This is a genomic window from Rhodospirillaceae bacterium (assembly GCA_018662005.1).
Classification (GTDB): Bacteria; Pseudomonadota; Alphaproteobacteria; order Rhodospirillales; family JABHCV01; genus JACNJU01.
Genome location: JABJHA010000022.1, coordinates 70,867 through 86,761 on the forward strand (window position 1 = coordinate 70,867; position 15,895 = coordinate 86,761).

The window sequence follows — 15,895 nt, forward strand, 5'->3', positions numbered from 1 at the left end:
CGACATCAGTCATGGCGACGCCCCACAAATGATGCGCTCAGGTAGGTGGCACTGATGGCGACCATGGAAATCAACAGCAAGACAACCGACATCAACCCGGCTGAGGCGTTATCGAATATCTGCACCCGGTCATAAATGGCAATGGCGATGGTTTGGGTTTCGCCGGGTATATTGCCGCCAACCATCAAGACGATGCCAAACTCACCTATGGTATGGGCAAAGGTCAGCACCAGGGCCGACAGGATGCCGGGCCAGGCCAGCGGCAGTTCAATGCGCCATAGGATACGTGCCCGTGACATACCGCAACAGGCCGCCGCCTCGCGAACCTCAGCAGAAATTCCCTCAAAGGCGCGCTGCATGGGTTGAATGGCGAACGGCAAATTAAAAATCACCGACGCAACGACCAATCCGTCGAAAGAAAAGGCCAGCGAGTGCCCGACCAGCGACTGGTAAAACTGTCCAAAGGGCGAGGTGGCGCTGAATGCGACAAGCATATAAAAGCCAAGCACCGTGGGTGGCAAAACCAAAGGCAGGGCCAGCCCGGCCTCGACAAAGACCTTGCCCCTGAATGTGCGCCAGGCCAGAAATCGTCCGACCAGGATGCCGATGGGCAGTAACAGCACCGTCGTCCATGCTGCCAGTTTCAAAGAGAGTTCAAGGGCCATCCAGTTCATTGCACAGTGAACCCGTACTTGCGGAAGATGGCAACGGCTTTGCTCTCACCTAAATAAGCGTAAAACCGTCTTGTTGTTTCTCCGGCCCGGGCCAGCAACACCATACGCTGGGCAATCGGTTGGTGCCACGAGGCGGGGATCAACTGGTGATCGCCGTTATCCTTAAAAGGTGAGGCCAGCGCCTGTGCGTAGGCAATGATGCCGCCAAGCGTCGACCCCGAAAGAATAAACTGGGCTGTCTGGGAAATGTTTTCGCCGTAAATCAGGCGGGGCCGGACAGCTTGCCAAAGGCCAGCATGTTCAAGGGCCTGTTTTGCTGCCCGCCCGTAAGGGGCAAGGTCGGGATTGGCGATCGCAAAACGTTGCGCCGTTTGTTTGTTTAATATTCCGCCATAGTCCGCAGGAAACGCCATTTGTTGTAAAGGTGACCCCTTAGGTGCGTAGACGGCTATTCTGCCCACCGCATATATTTTCCCCTGATCAACGCTGGCCCCTGCCTCTGATACACGAAAGACATAGCCTTCATCGGCAGACATAAACATCTCGAACGGCGCACCCTGAATAATTTGCCGCGCCAGATTGCCTGATGATCCGAAGGAGAAGCGAACACTCATACCACTCTCATCATGAAAAGAGCGCGCCACTTCCTCGATCACAAAACGCAGGTTCGAGGCGACAGCGATAATGGGACCGGATTGTGCCGATACCGGGCCATGGCAAAGCACGGCCAGCAGAAGACCAAAAATGGCTCCTTTGAGCCGATATACAGGATTCGTTTTACCCATCATCCGCCAATCATTGAATTAATGATAAAACCATGCAAGCTTTCCCTAGTTTCATTATCCGGAGCTTCCCATGGTCACGCCAAAATTCCTTAAATTCGATACCCTTTCCCTACATGCAGGTCAGCAGCCTGACCCGACAACAGGCGCAAGGGCGGTGCCAATATACCAAACCACATCCTATATGTTCGATGATACGGATCATGCTGCAGCCCTTTATAACCTTGAACGCCCCGGCCATATCTACACCCGCCTGACCAATCCGACAGTCGCGGTGCTGGAGGAACGGGTTGCCGCCCTTGAAGGCGGTGTCGGCGCTATTTGCACCGCCAGCGGCATGGCGGCTATTTTTCTGGCCATTGCCACCTTGATGAACGAGGGCGACCATATTGTTTCATCGGGATCGCTTTACGGCGGCACACATAACCTTTTCAGTTTCACCCTGCCCCGTTTTGGCATCACCACCACTTTTGTCGATGTTCGTGACCCGGACGCCTTCAAGAAAGCCATCAGACCGGAAACCAAACTGTTATTCGGGGAAACTCTGGGCAACCCGGGTATTGATGTCATGAACCTGCCGGCCATCGCAGACATCGGCCACGAGGCCGGCATCCCCCTGATGGTCGACGCCACATTCACCACACCGTACCTGATGAAAACTTTTGATTACGGCGCTGATCTTGCCATGCACTCCCTGACCAAATTTCTGGGCGGGCACGGCATCGCCATTGGCGGGGCGATTGTCGATAGTGGCAAATTCGACTGGAAGGCATCGGGCAAATTTCCAAATTTAAGCGAACCGTATGCCGGCTATCACGATCTTAATTTTGCCGACGAATTCGGCACCCAGGCCTTCCTGATGCGGGCCCGTTCCGAAGGAATGATGAACTTCGGCGCCTGCATGAGCCCGGCCAACGCCTTCCATATCCTGCAAGGGGTCGAAACCCTGCCCCTGCGAATGCAAAAGCATGTTTCCAACGCCCAGACCATTGCCGAATTCCTGGAAAACTCTGATGAAGTGGAATGGGTCAACTATCCGGGACTGAAATCCCACACTGATTATAAACTGGCCCGTAAGCTCCTGCCCAAAGGGTGCGGCGCTGTCCTCAGCTTTGGCTTGAAAGGCGGCCGTAGCGCCGGTAGCAAGTTTATCGAATCCGTCAAACTGGCCTCCCACCTTGCCAATATTGGGGATGCCAAGACTTTGGTGATCCACCCGGCCAGCACAACCCATCAGCAGATGACAGCCGAGGCCCTTGCCACTGCGGGAATTGGTGAAGGCATGGTTCGTCTTTCTGTTGGCCTTGAAGACAGCGGTGATCTTATCGACGATTTGAAACAGGCATTACGCGCCTCTCAGAAGGTTTAGAAAATGGATATCGTCGTTGATGGCCTGAAAGCCCATGTTGCAACGGGCGGGCGCGACCCGGTCGCCGAAGAACCTGTCGTTATCCTGATCCACGGATCAGGCATGGACCGCACCGTCTGGCAATTTCAGTCCCGCAATATCGCATTTCGCGGAATCAGGGTTCTGGCTGTTGATCTGCCCGGTCATGGCAAATCCGAAGGCAAGCCACCTGAAACCATCGCCGGTATGGCCGATTGGCTAAACCGTTTTATGGATGCAGCTGATGTTAAACAGGCAATCCTGATCGGTCATTCCATGGGTTCACTCATTGCCCTTGATATGGCCGCCCGTTATCCAGAGCGGGTCGAAAAACTGGTCCTTATGGGAGTCGCCGAGACCATGCCCGTTCATCCGGACTTGCTTGAAGCGGCCCGGCAAGACCTGCCCCTCGCTCCTGAACTCATTATCTATTGGGGACTGGGCGAGAAAGCGCGGGTTGGCGGTCACCCCGAGCCGGGGCTTTGGATTCACGGTGCCAATGAGACATTACTGAAGCTGTCCGCATCCGGAATTCTGGCCAGTGATCTTAACGCCTGCAACATTTACACGGATGCTGCGGCAATGGCCAAAAAGGTCAAATGCCCGACCCAGTTCGTGCTGGGTCGCAACGACCAGATGACGCCTTTGAAAAAAGGCCAGGCGCTTGCTGAAATGGTCAACGACAGTCACGTCGTGGTCATTGAGCGCAGCGGCCACATGATGATGGCCGAGCGCCCCAATCAGATCTACGACGCCTTGAAGGGATTTGTCTTTTAGGGCTTACCCAACAACGCCTCTGCCTGCTCAAGGTCTTCGGGGCGGTTGATGTTGAAGAACGGGTCGTTGGGACTTACTGACCAGTCAACGTGAACGATGTTGTAGCGGCTCGTCCAGCGGTCAATTTTACGCATTTCCTCATCCTCCATTGCCCTGCGTAAATCACCGGCAAGACGGACAGGCCACAAAGCGAAAACCGGATGAGTGCGCTCGTTTGAGCGGGCGCAGGCCATGTCAGCGCCTTGCGTGTTGGTCTCATCGAGCAGACGCGCTACCAGATCGGCCGGAAAGAACGGCGCGTCGGTCGGGAAGGTCACCACCCACCTCGCGTCAGGAATATGATCGCGGGCCCACTCAAGACCCGTCAGAACACCAGCCAAAGGGCCAGCGAAACCTTCGATGACATCGGCGACAACAGGCAAGTCAAAATCATTGAAACGGGACGGTTCCCCGGCAGCATTGATAATCAGGGGACCGACTTGCGGCACAGCTGCGTCAATACTGTAGGCCAGCAAAGAGCGACCGCCCAATTGTTGCAGGCATTTATCACCGCCACCCATGCGGCGCGCCATCCCCCCGGCGAGCAGAACACCAACCACATCAGCCACTTCAGGAATCCTCATCTGACGGATCAAGGTCACTGACAATCCGATGTTGGCCAGCCAGGGCAACAAAGCGCTGTCCACGGGCCCGGCCGATCAGGGTCAGGCCGACCTGTTTGGCAAGCTCAACCCCCCAGGCCGTAAAACCGGAACGTGAAACCACAATGGGGATACCCATCTGTACGCTCTTGATGACCATTTCACTGGTCAGCCTGCCGGTGGTGTAGAAAATCTTGTCAGCGCCGCTCATTTCATTTTGGTACATGTAACCGGCGATTTTATCGACTGCGTTATGGCGACCGACATCTTCCATATACAAAAGCGGCCGGTCCTCATGGGCCAGCACACAGCCGTGGATGGCCCCGGCCTCAAGATACAGGCTTGGCGTCGTGTTGATCTTTTTGACCAGGGTCGCCAGCCACGAGGTTTTAATAATATGGCCATCGGGCAAGGAAATGGTTTCAAATTTTTCCATGACATCGCCAAAGACCGTACCTTGAGCGCAGCCCGACGTCAGGGTTTTCTTTTTCACCTTCTCCTCGAAGGTGGTCTTCATGGCGGTGCGGACGACGACGGTTTCGATATCGGCGTCGTAATCAATGCTGGTGATGTGATCATCTTCGTGGATCATGTTCTGATTAAGCAGATACCCCAACGCCAGAAATTCCGGATAATCGCCAATCGTCATCATGGTGACGATTTCCTGGCCATTGAGAAACAGGGTCAGCGGACGCTCAACAGTCACCGAAGTAACAATTTCCTGGCCCGCGTGGTCAACGCCTTCAACGCGCCGGGTCAAGCGCGGATCATCGGGATTCGGGGCGATCAGATAGTCCGTTTTCATCACTTATATATTCAGTTCAAAGGTAAACTTATCAAGTGTAATATTTAGCAGTTGCACAGCCGGTCCAATTGACAACAATCAGGCCATGAGCAAGGCCGAGAACTACTTTACCAGACTGCCGCTGTTTTACGGCTGGATTATTATCGCTGTCGCCTTTGTTACCATGGCTATCGCGGTTAATGCCCGAACGTCCTTTTCGCTGCTGTTTCCGGCCATTCTAGCCGAATTTCACTGGGACAGAAGCGTCATTGCCGGGGCCTTTTCCATCGGTTTTGTCGCTTCAGGACTTTTTACGCCGGTTGTTGGCATGATAATGGACCGCTGGGGACCACGGGTCGTCATCCCCATGGGTGCTACTATGGTTATTGCGGGTCTTTTAGGGGCTACTGCCGTCACCAACCCGCTTGGCGTCTACGCAACGCTGGGGGTTCTCGTCATCAGTGGCTCCATCGCCATGAGCTATATTTCCCATTCCATGTTTCTGCCCAACTGGTTTGTCAGAAAACGCGGACTGGCTATCGGCATCGCCTTTTCAGGCGTTGGTTTCGGTTCGATTACCCTGCTGCCGTGGTTCCAAAATGTCATCAACACTGAAGGCTGGCGACAGGCCTGTATTATCATCGCCGCGAGTGTTGTCATCATCATCCCGCTAGCCGCATACTTTCAGCGCAGATCACCTGCCGATCTTGGGCTCAAGCCCGATGGCGACGGCGCTATCTCTGACACGGATTCACACAAAGCAATTGATCCCATTGTTGACAGGAAATGGGCCGAAACCGACTGGACCTTGAAACTGGCTATGAAGACAGCCCGATTCTGGTGGATTTTTGGCGCTTATTTCTGCGCCCTGTTCGTCTGGTATGCGGTGCTTGTTCATCAGACGATCTATCTGATCGAAAGCGGTTTTAATAGCGCCATCGCTGCCACGGCACTGGGGTTGGTTGGATTATTTGGAATCGCCGGGCAAATTGGTATCGGCGCCATATCAGACCGTATTGGACGTGAATGGGCGTGGACACTGTCATTATCGGGCTACATCGCCTGTTACGCGACGCTGATCGCGATTGCCACTACGCCTTCAACATTTTTGCTTTACCTGATGGTCATCATGCAGGGCTTACTGGGTTTCGGACTGGCATCCATTTACGGGGCGGTCAGCGTCGAAATTTTCGGCGGTCGACGTTTTGCCACCATTTTTGCCGTCACCGGACTTGGCGGAAATTTTGGCGCCGGGGTGGGGCCGTGGTTGACCGGATATATTTTCGATAGCACCGGCAGTTACCACTACGCCTTCCTGCTTTGTATTGCCGTAGCGCTGACGTCAATATTTTGTATCTGGATGGCCAGCCCGGGAAAAATCAGACTGGTATCGGGGCAAGCAGCCAGGCAAAGGGCTTAAAGTTCCTGTAATTCCTCAATACCGGCGATTGAACGGATTTGCTGCATGACTTCAGGGGTTATCGCAAAACCACCTTTTAATTTTACGTCAACCCGCTCACCCGTATCCAAAAGGGCAACCACCCGAACCTCCCCCTGCCCGCGCCCACTGTTGGCGTCTTTGAGGGCTTCCTTGATGGCGGCCAGCGGTGCTTCGGAACTGATCGTTACCTGCAAGCCGCTTTGCGCCTTGGCTGCAACCTTATCAAGCGGTTCGGCGGAATTAGCAGTAAAGCGTGGCGTTTCGCCTTCAAACTGCACTGACGCCTTGATGAACAGGGAATTTCCCACCTCGAACAATGCCCGCGCCACCGACAACAGTTCGGAAAACGCCATAATTTCGTAAATGCCTGAAGCATCGGAAAGCTGGATGAAGGCGTAGCGATTTCCCTTGCCTGATGTGCGTTCTTTCATACCAATCACGGTTCCAGCCATTTTGACGGGTCCCGGATGGCCACTCCGTATGATATCGGCAGAGGACCGTACTTTTAGATTGTCCAGGGTTTTGCCGTAGGCATCAAGCGGGTGGCCCGACAGGTAAAAGCCGACGGCATCAAATTCTTCCTTCATGCGGTCGATGGGTGACCAGTCAGGAACGTCCCTAAGGGTGATCGTCGGCATGGGTGCGGCGTCCCCCCCGAACAGACCAATCTGGTTGCTGTCACGGTCCTGGGCGGCGGCGTTAGCCTGTGCCATGATCGTTTCGATGCCAGAGAAAACCTTACGCCTGTTGCCATCAAGACGATCAAAGGCCCCTGCCCTGACCAAATTTTCCATCAGTCGTTTATTGACGGCTTTGGAATCAACCCGTTCGGCAAAATCAGCAATATCTTTATACGGTCCGTTAAGCGTTCGCTCGTTTACCAGCAACTGCATGGCTGCGTCGCCGACATTCTTGACGGCAGCCAAGGCGTAACGAACCCCGGCCTTGCCGTCCTTATCATCCTCAACCCGGAAATCGGCGGCGGAAGCATTGACGTCAGGGCCGAGAACCTGAAATTCCAGACGATGCAGTTCCTGCCGGAACAAATTCAGTTTGTCCGTATTGTTAATATCCAGGGTCATCGAGGCGGCGAGGAATTCAACCGGGTAGTTCGCCTTGAAATAAGCCGTCTGATAGGCGACCAGTGCGTAAGCTGCGGCATGTGACTTGTTAAAGCCGTAACCTGCGAACATGTTGACCTGATCGAAAATTTGCGATGCCTTGGCCTCTGGCACCCCTTTGGCCTTGGCCCCATCAACAAAAACCTGGCGTTGTTCATCCATTTCAGACTGGATTTTCTTACCCATGGCCCGGCGCAGAAGGTCAGCACCACCAAGGGTGTAGCCCGACAGCTCCTGGGCCACCTGCATCACCTGTTCCTGATAAATCATGATGCCGAAGGTTTCTTTAAGAATCCCCTCAAGTGTCGGATACAGGTAATCAGGTTTTTCTTCGCCGTGCTTCCTGGCGATGTAGCTTGGAATATTTTCCATGGGGCCGGGACGATAAAGGGCGACGACAGCGATAATATCCTCGAAGGTGTCGGGCTTCAGTTTCCTGAGCACATCGCGCATCCCCGTACTTTCCAACTGGAACACACCTGTTGTCTCGCCGCGGCTCATCATCTGGAAGGATTTTTCGTCATCAAGGGGAATGCTTGAAAGATCAACCTCGATCCCCCGCTCGCCGATCAACTCAATGGCCTTGGCCAGAACGGTCAGGGTTTTTAAGCCTAAAAAGTCAAATTTAACAAGGCCTGCCGACTCAACGTATTTCATGTTAAAGCCGGTCACCGGCATGTCGGACCGGGGATCACGATACAGCGGGATTAATTGATCAAGCGGTCGGTCCCCGATGACGACACCGGCGGCGTGGGTCGATGCATGACGGTAGAGGCCTTCAAGCTGCAGGCCAATATCGGTCAACCGTTTAACCGCATCATCGGCCCTGATTTCCTCACTGAATTGCGGCTCAAGTTCAATGGCTTCGCCCAATGTGGTCGGGCTGGCCGGATTGTTCGGGACCAGTTTGCAAATACGGTCGACCTGGCCATAAGGCATTTCCTGAACCCGGCCGACATCGCGCAGAACGGCGCGCGCTTGCAGTTTTCCGAAGGTGATGATCTGGGCAACCCGGTCGCGGCCGTATTTTTCCTGCACATAACGGATAACCTCATCACGGCGATCCTGGCAAAAATCGATATCGAAGTCAGGCATGGACACACGTTCCGGATTAAGGAAACGTTCAAACAGCAAACCCCAGCGCAGCGGATCCAGATCGGTAATGGTCAAGGCCCAGGCGACAACAGAACCGGCGCCCGAGCCACGGCCGGGACCAACCGGGATGTTATGGTGTTTTGACCAGTAAATGAAATCGTGAACGATCAGGAAATACCCGGGAAATCCCATCTCGATAATCACGCCAAGTTCGTACTCAAGACGTTCAAGATAAGGCTTGGCCGCCTTTTCCTTTTCCGCCTCGCTCATCGCTTCGGTGAATACCTGGTTTTCCAGACGTTCGTGCAAGCCCTCAGCCGAAAGGGCGCGCAGTTCATCTTCCTCGCTTTTGCCTTCCCCACAATCAAAGGGCGGCAGAATCGGATCAATGGTTTCTATCTTGCTGGCGCAACGCCGGGCGATGACGAGGGTGTTGTCGATGGCCTCCGGCAAGTCGGCGAAAAGGGTGCGCATTTCCTCGGCTGATTTGAAATAATGCTGGCGGGTCAGGCGACGACGCTCGGCCTGTGACACATAGGCCCCGGCGGCAATACAGATCAGGGCGTCGTGGGCATCGTACATATCGGGGCTTGCGAAAAAAGCCTCGTTGGTGGCGACCAGTGGCAGATCATGCTTGTAAGCCAAGTCGATGAACTTCTCTTCCGTCAGTTTTTCCCCGTCCTGACCGTGGCGCATGATTTCCACGTACAATTGGCCAGGAAATGCCTCTTTAAGGGCCAAAAGAAGCGTTTCGGCGGCTGCGTCCTGACCACCAGCCAGAAGATGGCCAACGGGCCCTGCCGGACCACCGGTCAAGGCGATCAATCCGGCCCCATGAACCATTAATTGGGCCAGGGTGACGGACGGCTGGTCGGGTTTATCATCACCATCCCCCTGCCCCAAATAGGCAAGGCTCAGAAGTTTTAAAAGATTGCGGTAGCCTTGGTCATTCTGAACCAGCAGAACGACAGGATCGCTCGCCTCATAAACCACTTGTCCCGGGCTACCGGACTTGCCTTCACGAAGCACGGCAAGCTGGCAACCGATGATCGGCTGGACCCCCTGTTCTACGCAGGCCGCTGAAAACTCAAGGCCACCAAAAAGATTGTTGGTATCGGTGATGGCCACCGCTGGCATCCGCATCTGCCGACACTCTTTGGCCAGTTCCTTGATGCGTATGGCCCCTTCTGACAGGGAATAGGCCGTATGCACCCGTAAATGGACGAAATCGGCATGCTGGTGTGAGGAGTCGCTCATAACCAGAAGGATTCCATAAGCGCCAACAAGTTGCACCAAGAAGTTATCCCCAGTCTCGTCAATGAGGCTCGATTACTCTAAAACCAAGATCATGAAGGACTGGCATGTATATGTTCTGCGAAACCCCAAAGGCATCCTGTATACCGGGATTTCCAAGGATACGGGGCGCCGCATTGACGAACACAACAACGGCACCGGGGCGAAATTCACCCGCGGGCGCGGTCCCTGGACCATGGCCTACAGCGAAGGCCCGTTTGAACACGGCGAAGCCCTGCGCCGGGAAATTGCCCTTAAGAAAGACACAAAACTCAAGGCGCAGTTGAAAACTATCTCTGATTGACACATCTTAGTCTGAAGGAGCTCCTTCAATGTCGGCAACAATACCTCTTACTGGTCTTCGCGCGCTGATCGGCCTACTCGTTGCCGTGATCATACTAACAGGCTGCCAGCGACCGCCCTACAGCCGGGAGGACAGCTTTGCGGTAACGTCAGAGCTATTTTCAGCTGATGATTTTGAACACACACGGGTCCGGAACGGCACCGGTAAAATGGAAGTCCTTCACGCAGTCACGGCCAATCATGAGGTTTCTGTCTTGTTTGTTGAAGCATCCGGGATTGGCGTTATCAGTGACGCCGCCATATTTCCACGATTAATCATGAAGGGTTGGAAGGCGCTACAAAGCAAGGAGATCAATTTCGGCATTAAGAGTCAGGCCGTGACGCCAGGGGGCACGGTAGATTTTGAGCGTTTTTCTTATCAGGCCAATACATGTTTTTCTTTCCACAGCGTGTACCAACCATCTGGTTCTGATACTCTGAGCAGGCATTCAAAACTGGTTGCCGGATACTATTGCCACACCATTGCGTCCACTATGAGCGATGCCGCCGTCGCCAGATTCCTAAGTTCCATTACGGTGCCGAAATTCAACTCCGTGGAATTGCCGGGTGAACTCTCGTCAAACGTCTATTACGAACCGGTTCAAGCCTTAAAGACAAGATCAGTACACACCAAACGGAATTAATCATGAATATCCAGTTTTCATCAATATTAATCAGCTCCTGTATTCTCCTTGCCGGTTGCCAGGAAACAATAAGAAAGGACTATCAACCGTTTCAGGTTTCCCCGGACATTATCGGTGAGACCGCTGTTGAGAGAACCATCTCGCGAAACGGCTATAGGCAGGTCGAGGTTCTTTCCGCAAAAAGCCAAAAGGGCCTGCTATCCGCTGCCTTGATTACAACCAACGAAATGGGGGTAATTTCCGTGGAAGGTGAGGCAAAAAGATTAACCCTTAAGGCCTGGACCGCCCTGAAAGGTAAACAACTGACCTACGGTAGAAATGCCATAATTGACACCTCAAAAGGTGATACCCGGTACGAATATTTTTCGGTTGAAGGAAATAGCTGTTTCCATTTTCACAAACTAAGCCATCAATCAAGTAATGACAGTATGGGTCGATACCGCCAACTTTTAGCTGGTTATGTGTGTCATCAAGCAGGGCCGGAATTTGCTGAAGAAAAAGTGTCGCATTTTCTCCAGGGCATCACAGTTCCCCCCGTCCATGCTGTTCAATACGTGGAAAACGCCACACCCGTGACCATTTTCCAACCGCTCAGGCCTGTCTATAAGAATAAACTTAGAGAAGGCAATTGCCCTGACTCGACAAACTGTTAAATCAGATGTCCGTCTTCAAGCGTGACAATCCGGTCCATGCGCGATGCCAGTTCCGGGTTATGGGTAGCGATTAAGGCGGCAAGCCCAGCCCCGCGCGCAAGCCGGATCAGCACGTCGAAGACTTCGCCAGCCGTATGGGGATCAAGATTGCCCGTCGGTTCATCGGCCAACAACAATTTTGGCGCGTTGGCCAGTGCGCGACCGATGGCGACCCGTTGCTGCTCGCCCCCCGACAAACGGGCAGGACGGTGCGTGGAACGGTCTGTCAGGCCAAGCCAGTCCAGCATCTCGTTTGAGCGTTTTCGTGCTTCCTTTCGGCTGATGCCGGAAATGATTTGCGGGATGGCGATGTTTTCCATAGCCGTAAATTCCGGCAATAAGTGATGGTACTGATAAACAAAGCCAACATGATGACGGCGTACCAGGGTTCGGCTGTCATCATCCATATCCGCGCAGACATCCCCGGCGATTGAAATTGCACCGCTGTCGGGTTTTTCAAGTAACCCGGCGATGTGCAGCAAAGTCGATTTACCGGCACCACTTGGGCCAACCAGGGCGACGATTTCACCAGCATTCAAATTCAGATCAATGCCCCGCAGGACTTCCAGCCGGTTTTTGCCCTGCACGAATGTCCGCTCGATGCCACTTAAGGAAAGAACATGCTCACTCATATCGCAGGGCCTCCGCAGGGTCGATACGGGCGGCACGCCAGGAAGGATAAAGTGTCGCCAGGAACGACAGACCAAGCCCCATCAGGACAACGGCAAAAACTTCAGCCAGGTCAACAACCGCTGGCAACTGCGACAGGAAGTAAATTTCGGCAGCAAACAGCTCTGTTCCTGTAAGCCCCTGTATCCATTGACGTATTTGTTCAATATTGTTGGCAAATGAGAGCCCGAGAAGAACACCGGAGAAGGTTCCGATAACACCGACGGAAGCGCCGCTAAGGAAGAAAATACGCATGATTGTGCCTCTTGAAGCACCCATGGTGCGCAGGATAGCGATGTCGCGCCCCTTGTCTTTGACCAGCATGATCATCGAGGAAATAATGTTGAAAGCGGCAACCACGATAATCAATGTCAGGATCAGGAACATGACGTTGCGTTCAACCTGAATGGCGTTGAAGAAGCTGGCATTGGCGCGTTGCCAGTCGTGGACACGAATGGATTTATTGGAAAGTGTTCTTATTTCTTCGCCAATTTCCAATGCCCGGTCCGGATGGGTAACCGAGACTTCCAGATTGCTGACCGCATTTGGCAGTTTGAAATAAATCTGAGCCGCCGACAGGTCCATAAAGACGAAGCCTGAATCATATTCATACATGCCCATATCGAACGTTGCGGCGACCTTGTATTTACGCATTCTCGGGATGGTGCCAAAGGCTGTGATGTTGCCTTTTGGTGAAATGAGCGTGACGTCCTGACCAATGCCAACAGCCAGTTTCCTGGCCAATCTTGCGCCAAGAACAACACTGTCCTTATCAAAATTATCAAGGGTGCCCCCCTGAATGTTGTCGGCAATGATCGCCCGCGACCTAAGATCATCAGGGCGAAAACCACGAATGATAGCGCCGCTGGCACCATTTTTTGAGCTGGCCATGACCTGGCCTTCAATAATGGGGGTGACGACAGTTACGCCATCCAGAACACGAATTTTGTCAGCAAAGGCATCGAAATCCGTCAATTTCTCGGATTGCCCGTAAATGCTCAAATGGCCATTGATGCCAAGAATCCGGTTCAGCAATTCCTCGCGAAAACCGTTCATCACCGACATCACGATAATCAGGGTGGCGACGCCAAGGGCAATACCCAATAACGAGAACCAGGCAATGACTGAAATAAACCCTTCCTGACGACGGGCCCTGAGATAGCGCATGGCCATCATCCATTCAAAGGCAGAGAACATACGCTTATTCTAGCCTTTCAGCCGTTCAATGGCCTGTTCAGGTGAAATTTCCTGACGCTCGCCGGTTTTGCGGTTCTTGAATTCTACAATGCCGTCCTTGACCCCTCTCGGGCCGATGACGATTTGCCACGGCAGGCCAATAAGATCCATATCGGCGAACTTGGCACCCGCTTTCTTGTCCCGATCATCGTAAAGAACATCAATTCCGGCCTCGCTCAAAGACCCGTACATATCATCACAGGCTTTCGTGCAGGCATCGTCACCGAATTTCAGGTTAATCAGGCCGACTTTGTACGGGGCCACGCTTTCAGGCCAGATAATACCGTTATCGTCGTGCGAGGCTTCGATGATCGCACCAACCAGACGCGACACGCCAATACCGTATGACCCCATTTCGACAGTGATATCCTGACCTTCAGGACCTGTGACAACAGCTCCCAGCTTTGAAGAATATTTGTCACCGAAATAGAAAATATGGCCGACCTCGATCCCGCGGGCCGTGATCAGATTGTCACCGAGGGCCTTTTCAGCTTCCGGGTCGCGCTTTTCATCGGTCGCCGCATATTGATTGGTGAATTGGTCGACAACCGGCTGCAGGTCGCCGTCAAAATCGACCTCGTAATCGGACCACGACATATCAATGAAATCACGGTGACAAGCAATTTCGCTCTCACCCGTATCGGCCAGGATCAGGAATTCATGGCTCATATCACCACCAATGGGGCCGGTATCAGCGGCCATGGGGATCGCCTTAAGGCCAAATCGTTCGTATGTTTTCAGGTAGGAGACGAACATCTTGTTATAGGACTTGCGCGCCCCTTCCTTATCCAGATCAAAGGAGTACGCGTCCTTCATCAGGAATTCACGGCCACGCATAATGCCGAAACGCGGCCTGACCTCGTCGCGAAACTTCCACTGAATGTGATAGAGCAACTTCGGCACGTCTTTATAGCTGCGAATGGTATTGGCGAAAATTTCGGTGATTTGCTCTTCATTGGTGGGGCCGTACAGCATGTCGCGGTCGTGGCGGTCTGTGATGCGCAGCATTTCTGGTCCATAATCATCATAACGGCCACTTTGACGCCAAAGGTCGGCTGGCTGAATGGTCGGCATCAGCACTTCATGACAATTGATGGCATCTTGCTCTTCGCGGACGATCTTCTCGATTTTACGTAAAACCTTAAGCCCTATCGGCAGCCACGAATAAATTCCGGCGCTGGACTGGCGTATCATCCCGGCACGCAGCATCAGGCGATGAGAGACGATTTGCGCCTCTGACGGCGTTTCCTTCAGGGTCGGCAGAAAGTATGTAGAAAGTCGCATGAATGATGGGCCTTAAAATACTGTGTTAGAGAAGGTGGCCGGACTTTAGAGGAAGTTTGATTAGTCGTCAAAGATGGCGATATCAACATTCATCCATGGCGGTTTTATGGCGGCAATACGGGCATAAGCCGGGCAATCTTCACGGTGGGCGCCGGGCAGATAGCCAAGGCTCATCAGGAATTCGTTGACGATTTCACCGCCGGTAAATTTAAAAGTTTTCTTGAACAGCTTGACCCAGCCGGATTTTGCCATCGGATGATGGGCCTCGATAAACCTGGCAAAGCCTCCATGGCTTTCTCGCAGGGCCTGGATTCGCTTGGCGTTTTCGATGATCGAATTGACTTTCAACTTGTTGCGGATGATACCGGCATCGCCAAGCAGGCGTTCTATATCTTTGTCGCCGTAAGCGGCCACCGTATCAACATCGAAGCCGTCGAACGCCTTATACGTTGTCGGGCGTTTTTTCAGGATCAATTCCCATGACAAACCTGCCTGAAAAATCTCCAGACAAAGCAATTCAAAGAGCAGCGCCTCATCCTGACGCGGAAAGCCGTATTCATCATCATGGTATGAACCGTGAATGGGGTTGTCTTGCGCGTAATCACAATACCAGCTCATGCTTCTTCCAGTTCGATAAGGGTTCCCTGAAAGTCTTTGGGGTGCAGGAACAGAACCGGCTTGCCGTGCGCTCCAATTTTTGGCTCGCCGTCACCCAATACCCGGGCCCCTTCGGAAACCAGATGATCGCGGGCGACCATAATATCGTCGACCTCGAAGCACAGGTGATGGATACCGCCACTAGGGTTTTTATCTAAAAATCCCTTAATGGGAGACTTCTCGCCCAACGGGAACAACAGTTCGATTTTGGAATTGGCCAACTCGACAAACACCACCGTGACACCGTGATCAGGTTCGTCCTGGGGTTCAGACACCTTGGCACCGAGCATTCCGCGGTAGCTGGCGCAGGCGGCATCCAGGTCAGGAACGGCAATGGCGACGTGGTTTAATTTCTCAATCATGGTTATTCCATAAA

General features: G+C 53.2%; 16 protein-coding genes. 6 read left to right on the plus strand and 10 right to left on the minus strand.

The genetic code is table 11. The features are described from left to right. Window positions 1-5 precede the first annotated feature (5 nt). Both modB and modA read right to left on the minus strand, forming a co-directional pair. The gene (modB, locus tag HOL66_10820; GenBank protein ID MBT5244731.1) at window positions 6-674 is read right to left on the minus strand and encodes a molybdate ABC transporter permease subunit; all 669 of its coding nucleotides are present in this window, start codon (window positions 672-674) and stop codon (window positions 6-8) included. Continuing rightward, window positions 671-1,459: a molybdate ABC transporter substrate-binding protein gene (modA, locus tag HOL66_10825; protein MBT5244732.1), complete on the minus strand. Its 789-nt coding sequence runs from the start codon at window positions 1,457-1,459 to the stop codon at window positions 671-673. Before modA ends, modB begins: the two co-directional genes overlap by 4 nt. A 70-nt stretch (window positions 1,460-1,529) precedes the next feature. Here modA and HOL66_10830 point away from each other — a divergent pair, with 70 nt between their 5' ends. Further along, complete coding sequence (locus tag HOL66_10830) at window positions 1,530-2,825, plus strand: O-acetylhomoserine aminocarboxypropyltransferase (protein ID MBT5244733.1); 1,296 nt, start codon at window positions 1,530-1,532, stop codon at window positions 2,823-2,825. A 3-nt stretch (window positions 2,826-2,828) separates the two neighbouring features. After that, window positions 2,829-3,620, plus strand: coding sequence for an alpha/beta hydrolase (locus HOL66_10835; GenBank protein MBT5244734.1), 792 nt, complete (start codon window positions 2,829-2,831; stop codon window positions 3,618-3,620). Here the strand turns inward: HOL66_10835 and mobA are convergent. Both mobA and fdhD read right to left on the minus strand, forming a co-directional pair. Further along, a complete protein-coding gene (gene mobA / locus HOL66_10840) occupies window positions 3,617-4,243 on the minus strand; it encodes a molybdenum cofactor guanylyltransferase MobA (protein MBT5244735.1) in 627 nt (208 codons plus the stop codon). The genes HOL66_10835 and mobA overlap by 4 nt on opposite strands. Then, window positions 4,230-5,069, minus strand: coding sequence for a formate dehydrogenase accessory sulfurtransferase FdhD (fdhD, locus tag HOL66_10845; protein MBT5244736.1), 840 nt, complete (start codon window positions 5,067-5,069; stop codon window positions 4,230-4,232). The genes mobA and fdhD overlap by 14 nt, the downstream gene beginning before the upstream one ends. Before the next feature lie 82 nt (window positions 5,070-5,151). On the opposite strand from fdhD, the gene HOL66_10850 reads away from it, so the two are divergent. Then, window positions 5,152-6,465: an MFS transporter gene (locus HOL66_10850; protein MBT5244737.1), complete on the plus strand. Its 1,314-nt coding sequence runs from the start codon at window positions 5,152-5,154 to the stop codon at window positions 6,463-6,465. Here the strand turns inward: HOL66_10850 and dnaE are convergent. Beyond that, on the minus strand, window positions 6,462-9,959 hold the full coding sequence (dnaE, locus tag HOL66_10855; protein MBT5244738.1) for a DNA polymerase III subunit alpha: 3,498 nt from the start codon (window positions 9,957-9,959) through the stop codon (window positions 6,462-6,464). The genes HOL66_10850 and dnaE overlap by 4 nt on opposite strands. A gap of 91 nt (window positions 9,960-10,050) precedes the next feature. On the opposite strand from dnaE, the gene HOL66_10860 reads away from it, so the two are divergent. The 3 genes from HOL66_10860 to HOL66_10870 are packed head-to-tail and all read left to right on the plus strand — an operon-like array spanning window position 10,051 to window position 11,634. Continuing rightward, window positions 10,051-10,299, plus strand: a complete 249-nt coding sequence (locus HOL66_10860) for a GIY-YIG nuclease family protein (GenBank protein MBT5244739.1) — start codon at window positions 10,051-10,053, stop codon at window positions 10,297-10,299. A 28-nt stretch (window positions 10,300-10,327) separates the two neighbouring features. Continuing rightward, a complete protein-coding gene (locus HOL66_10865) occupies window positions 10,328-10,981 on the plus strand; it encodes a hypothetical protein (GenBank protein MBT5244740.1) in 654 nt (217 codons plus the stop codon). Between the two features lie 2 nt (window positions 10,982-10,983). Then, window positions 10,984-11,634 (plus strand): hypothetical protein, encoded by a 651-nt coding sequence (locus HOL66_10870; protein MBT5244741.1) that lies wholly within the window; start codon window positions 10,984-10,986, stop codon window positions 11,632-11,634. On the opposite strand, the gene HOL66_10875 is transcribed toward HOL66_10870, so the two are convergent. From HOL66_10875 to mce, 5 genes are read right to left on the minus strand one after another with little or no spacing between them, the layout of a single operon-like run. Continuing rightward, window positions 11,631-12,305: an ABC transporter ATP-binding protein gene (locus HOL66_10875; GenBank protein ID MBT5244742.1), complete on the minus strand. Its 675-nt coding sequence runs from the start codon at window positions 12,303-12,305 to the stop codon at window positions 11,631-11,633. The two genes, HOL66_10870 and HOL66_10875, sit on opposite strands and share 4 nt — an antisense overlap. Further along, complete coding sequence (locus tag HOL66_10880; GenBank protein MBT5244743.1) at window positions 12,298-13,539, minus strand: lipoprotein-releasing ABC transporter permease subunit; 1,242 nt, start codon at window positions 13,537-13,539, stop codon at window positions 12,298-12,300. Before HOL66_10880 ends, HOL66_10875 begins: the two co-directional genes overlap by 8 nt. A 9-nt stretch (window positions 13,540-13,548) precedes the next feature. Further along, window positions 13,549-14,862 carry a proline--tRNA ligase gene (locus HOL66_10885; GenBank protein ID MBT5244744.1) on the minus strand — a complete coding sequence of 438 codons (1,314 nt, stop codon included), beginning with the start codon at window positions 14,860-14,862 and terminating at the stop codon, window positions 13,549-13,551. Between the two features lie 60 nt (window positions 14,863-14,922). Beyond that, on the minus strand, window positions 14,923-15,480 hold the full coding sequence (locus tag HOL66_10890; GenBank protein ID MBT5244745.1) for a DNA-3-methyladenine glycosylase I: 558 nt from the start codon (window positions 15,478-15,480) through the stop codon (window positions 14,923-14,925). After that, window positions 15,477-15,881: a methylmalonyl-CoA epimerase gene (mce, locus tag HOL66_10895; GenBank protein ID MBT5244746.1), complete on the minus strand. Its 405-nt coding sequence runs from the start codon at window positions 15,879-15,881 to the stop codon at window positions 15,477-15,479. Before mce ends, HOL66_10890 begins: the two co-directional genes overlap by 4 nt. Window positions 15,882-15,895: the final 14 nt, after the last annotated feature.

Excerpts from the sequence above, each read along its gene's own strand:
- HOL66_10890 (MBT5244745.1), bottom strand. The coding sequence starts at position 15,480 with ATGAGCTGGTATTGTGATTACGCGCAAGACAACCCCATTCACGGTTCA.
- HOL66_10875 (MBT5244742.1), bottom strand. The coding sequence starts at position 12,305 with ATGAGTGAGCATGTTCTTTCCTTAAGTGGCATCGAGCGGACATTCGTG.
- modB (MBT5244731.1), bottom strand. The coding sequence starts at position 674 with ATGAACTGGATGGCCCTTGAACTCTCTTTGAAACTGGCAGCATGGACG.
- HOL66_10830 (MBT5244733.1), top strand. The coding sequence starts at position 1,530 with ATGGTCACGCCAAAATTCCTTAAATTCGATACCCTTTCCCTACATGCA.
- HOL66_10865 (MBT5244740.1), top strand. The coding sequence starts at position 10,328 with ATGTCGGCAACAATACCTCTTACTGGTCTTCGCGCGCTGATCGGCCTA.
- HOL66_10835 (MBT5244734.1), top strand. The coding sequence starts at position 2,829 with ATGGATATCGTCGTTGATGGCCTGAAAGCCCATGTTGCAACGGGCGGG.
- HOL66_10870 (MBT5244741.1), top strand. The coding sequence starts at position 10,984 with ATGAATATCCAGTTTTCATCAATATTAATCAGCTCCTGTATTCTCCTT.
- dnaE (MBT5244738.1), bottom strand. The coding sequence starts at position 9,959 with ATGAGCGACTCCTCACACCAGCATGCCGATTTCGTCCATTTACGGGTG.
- HOL66_10860 (MBT5244739.1), top strand. The coding sequence starts at position 10,051 with ATGAAGGACTGGCATGTATATGTTCTGCGAAACCCCAAAGGCATCCTG.
- HOL66_10880 (MBT5244743.1), bottom strand. The coding sequence starts at position 13,539 with ATGTTCTCTGCCTTTGAATGGATGATGGCCATGCGCTATCTCAGGGCC.
- HOL66_10850 (MBT5244737.1), top strand. The coding sequence starts at position 5,152 with ATGAGCAAGGCCGAGAACTACTTTACCAGACTGCCGCTGTTTTACGGC.
- HOL66_10885 (MBT5244744.1), bottom strand. The coding sequence starts at position 14,862 with ATGCGACTTTCTACATACTTTCTGCCGACCCTGAAGGAAACGCCGTCA.
- modA (MBT5244732.1), bottom strand. The coding sequence starts at position 1,459 with ATGGGTAAAACGAATCCTGTATATCGGCTCAAAGGAGCCATTTTTGGT.
- mobA (MBT5244735.1), bottom strand. The coding sequence starts at position 4,243 with ATGAGGATTCCTGAAGTGGCTGATGTGGTTGGTGTTCTGCTCGCCGGG.
- mce (MBT5244746.1), bottom strand. The coding sequence starts at position 15,881 with ATGATTGAGAAATTAAACCACGTCGCCATTGCCGTTCCTGACCTGGAT.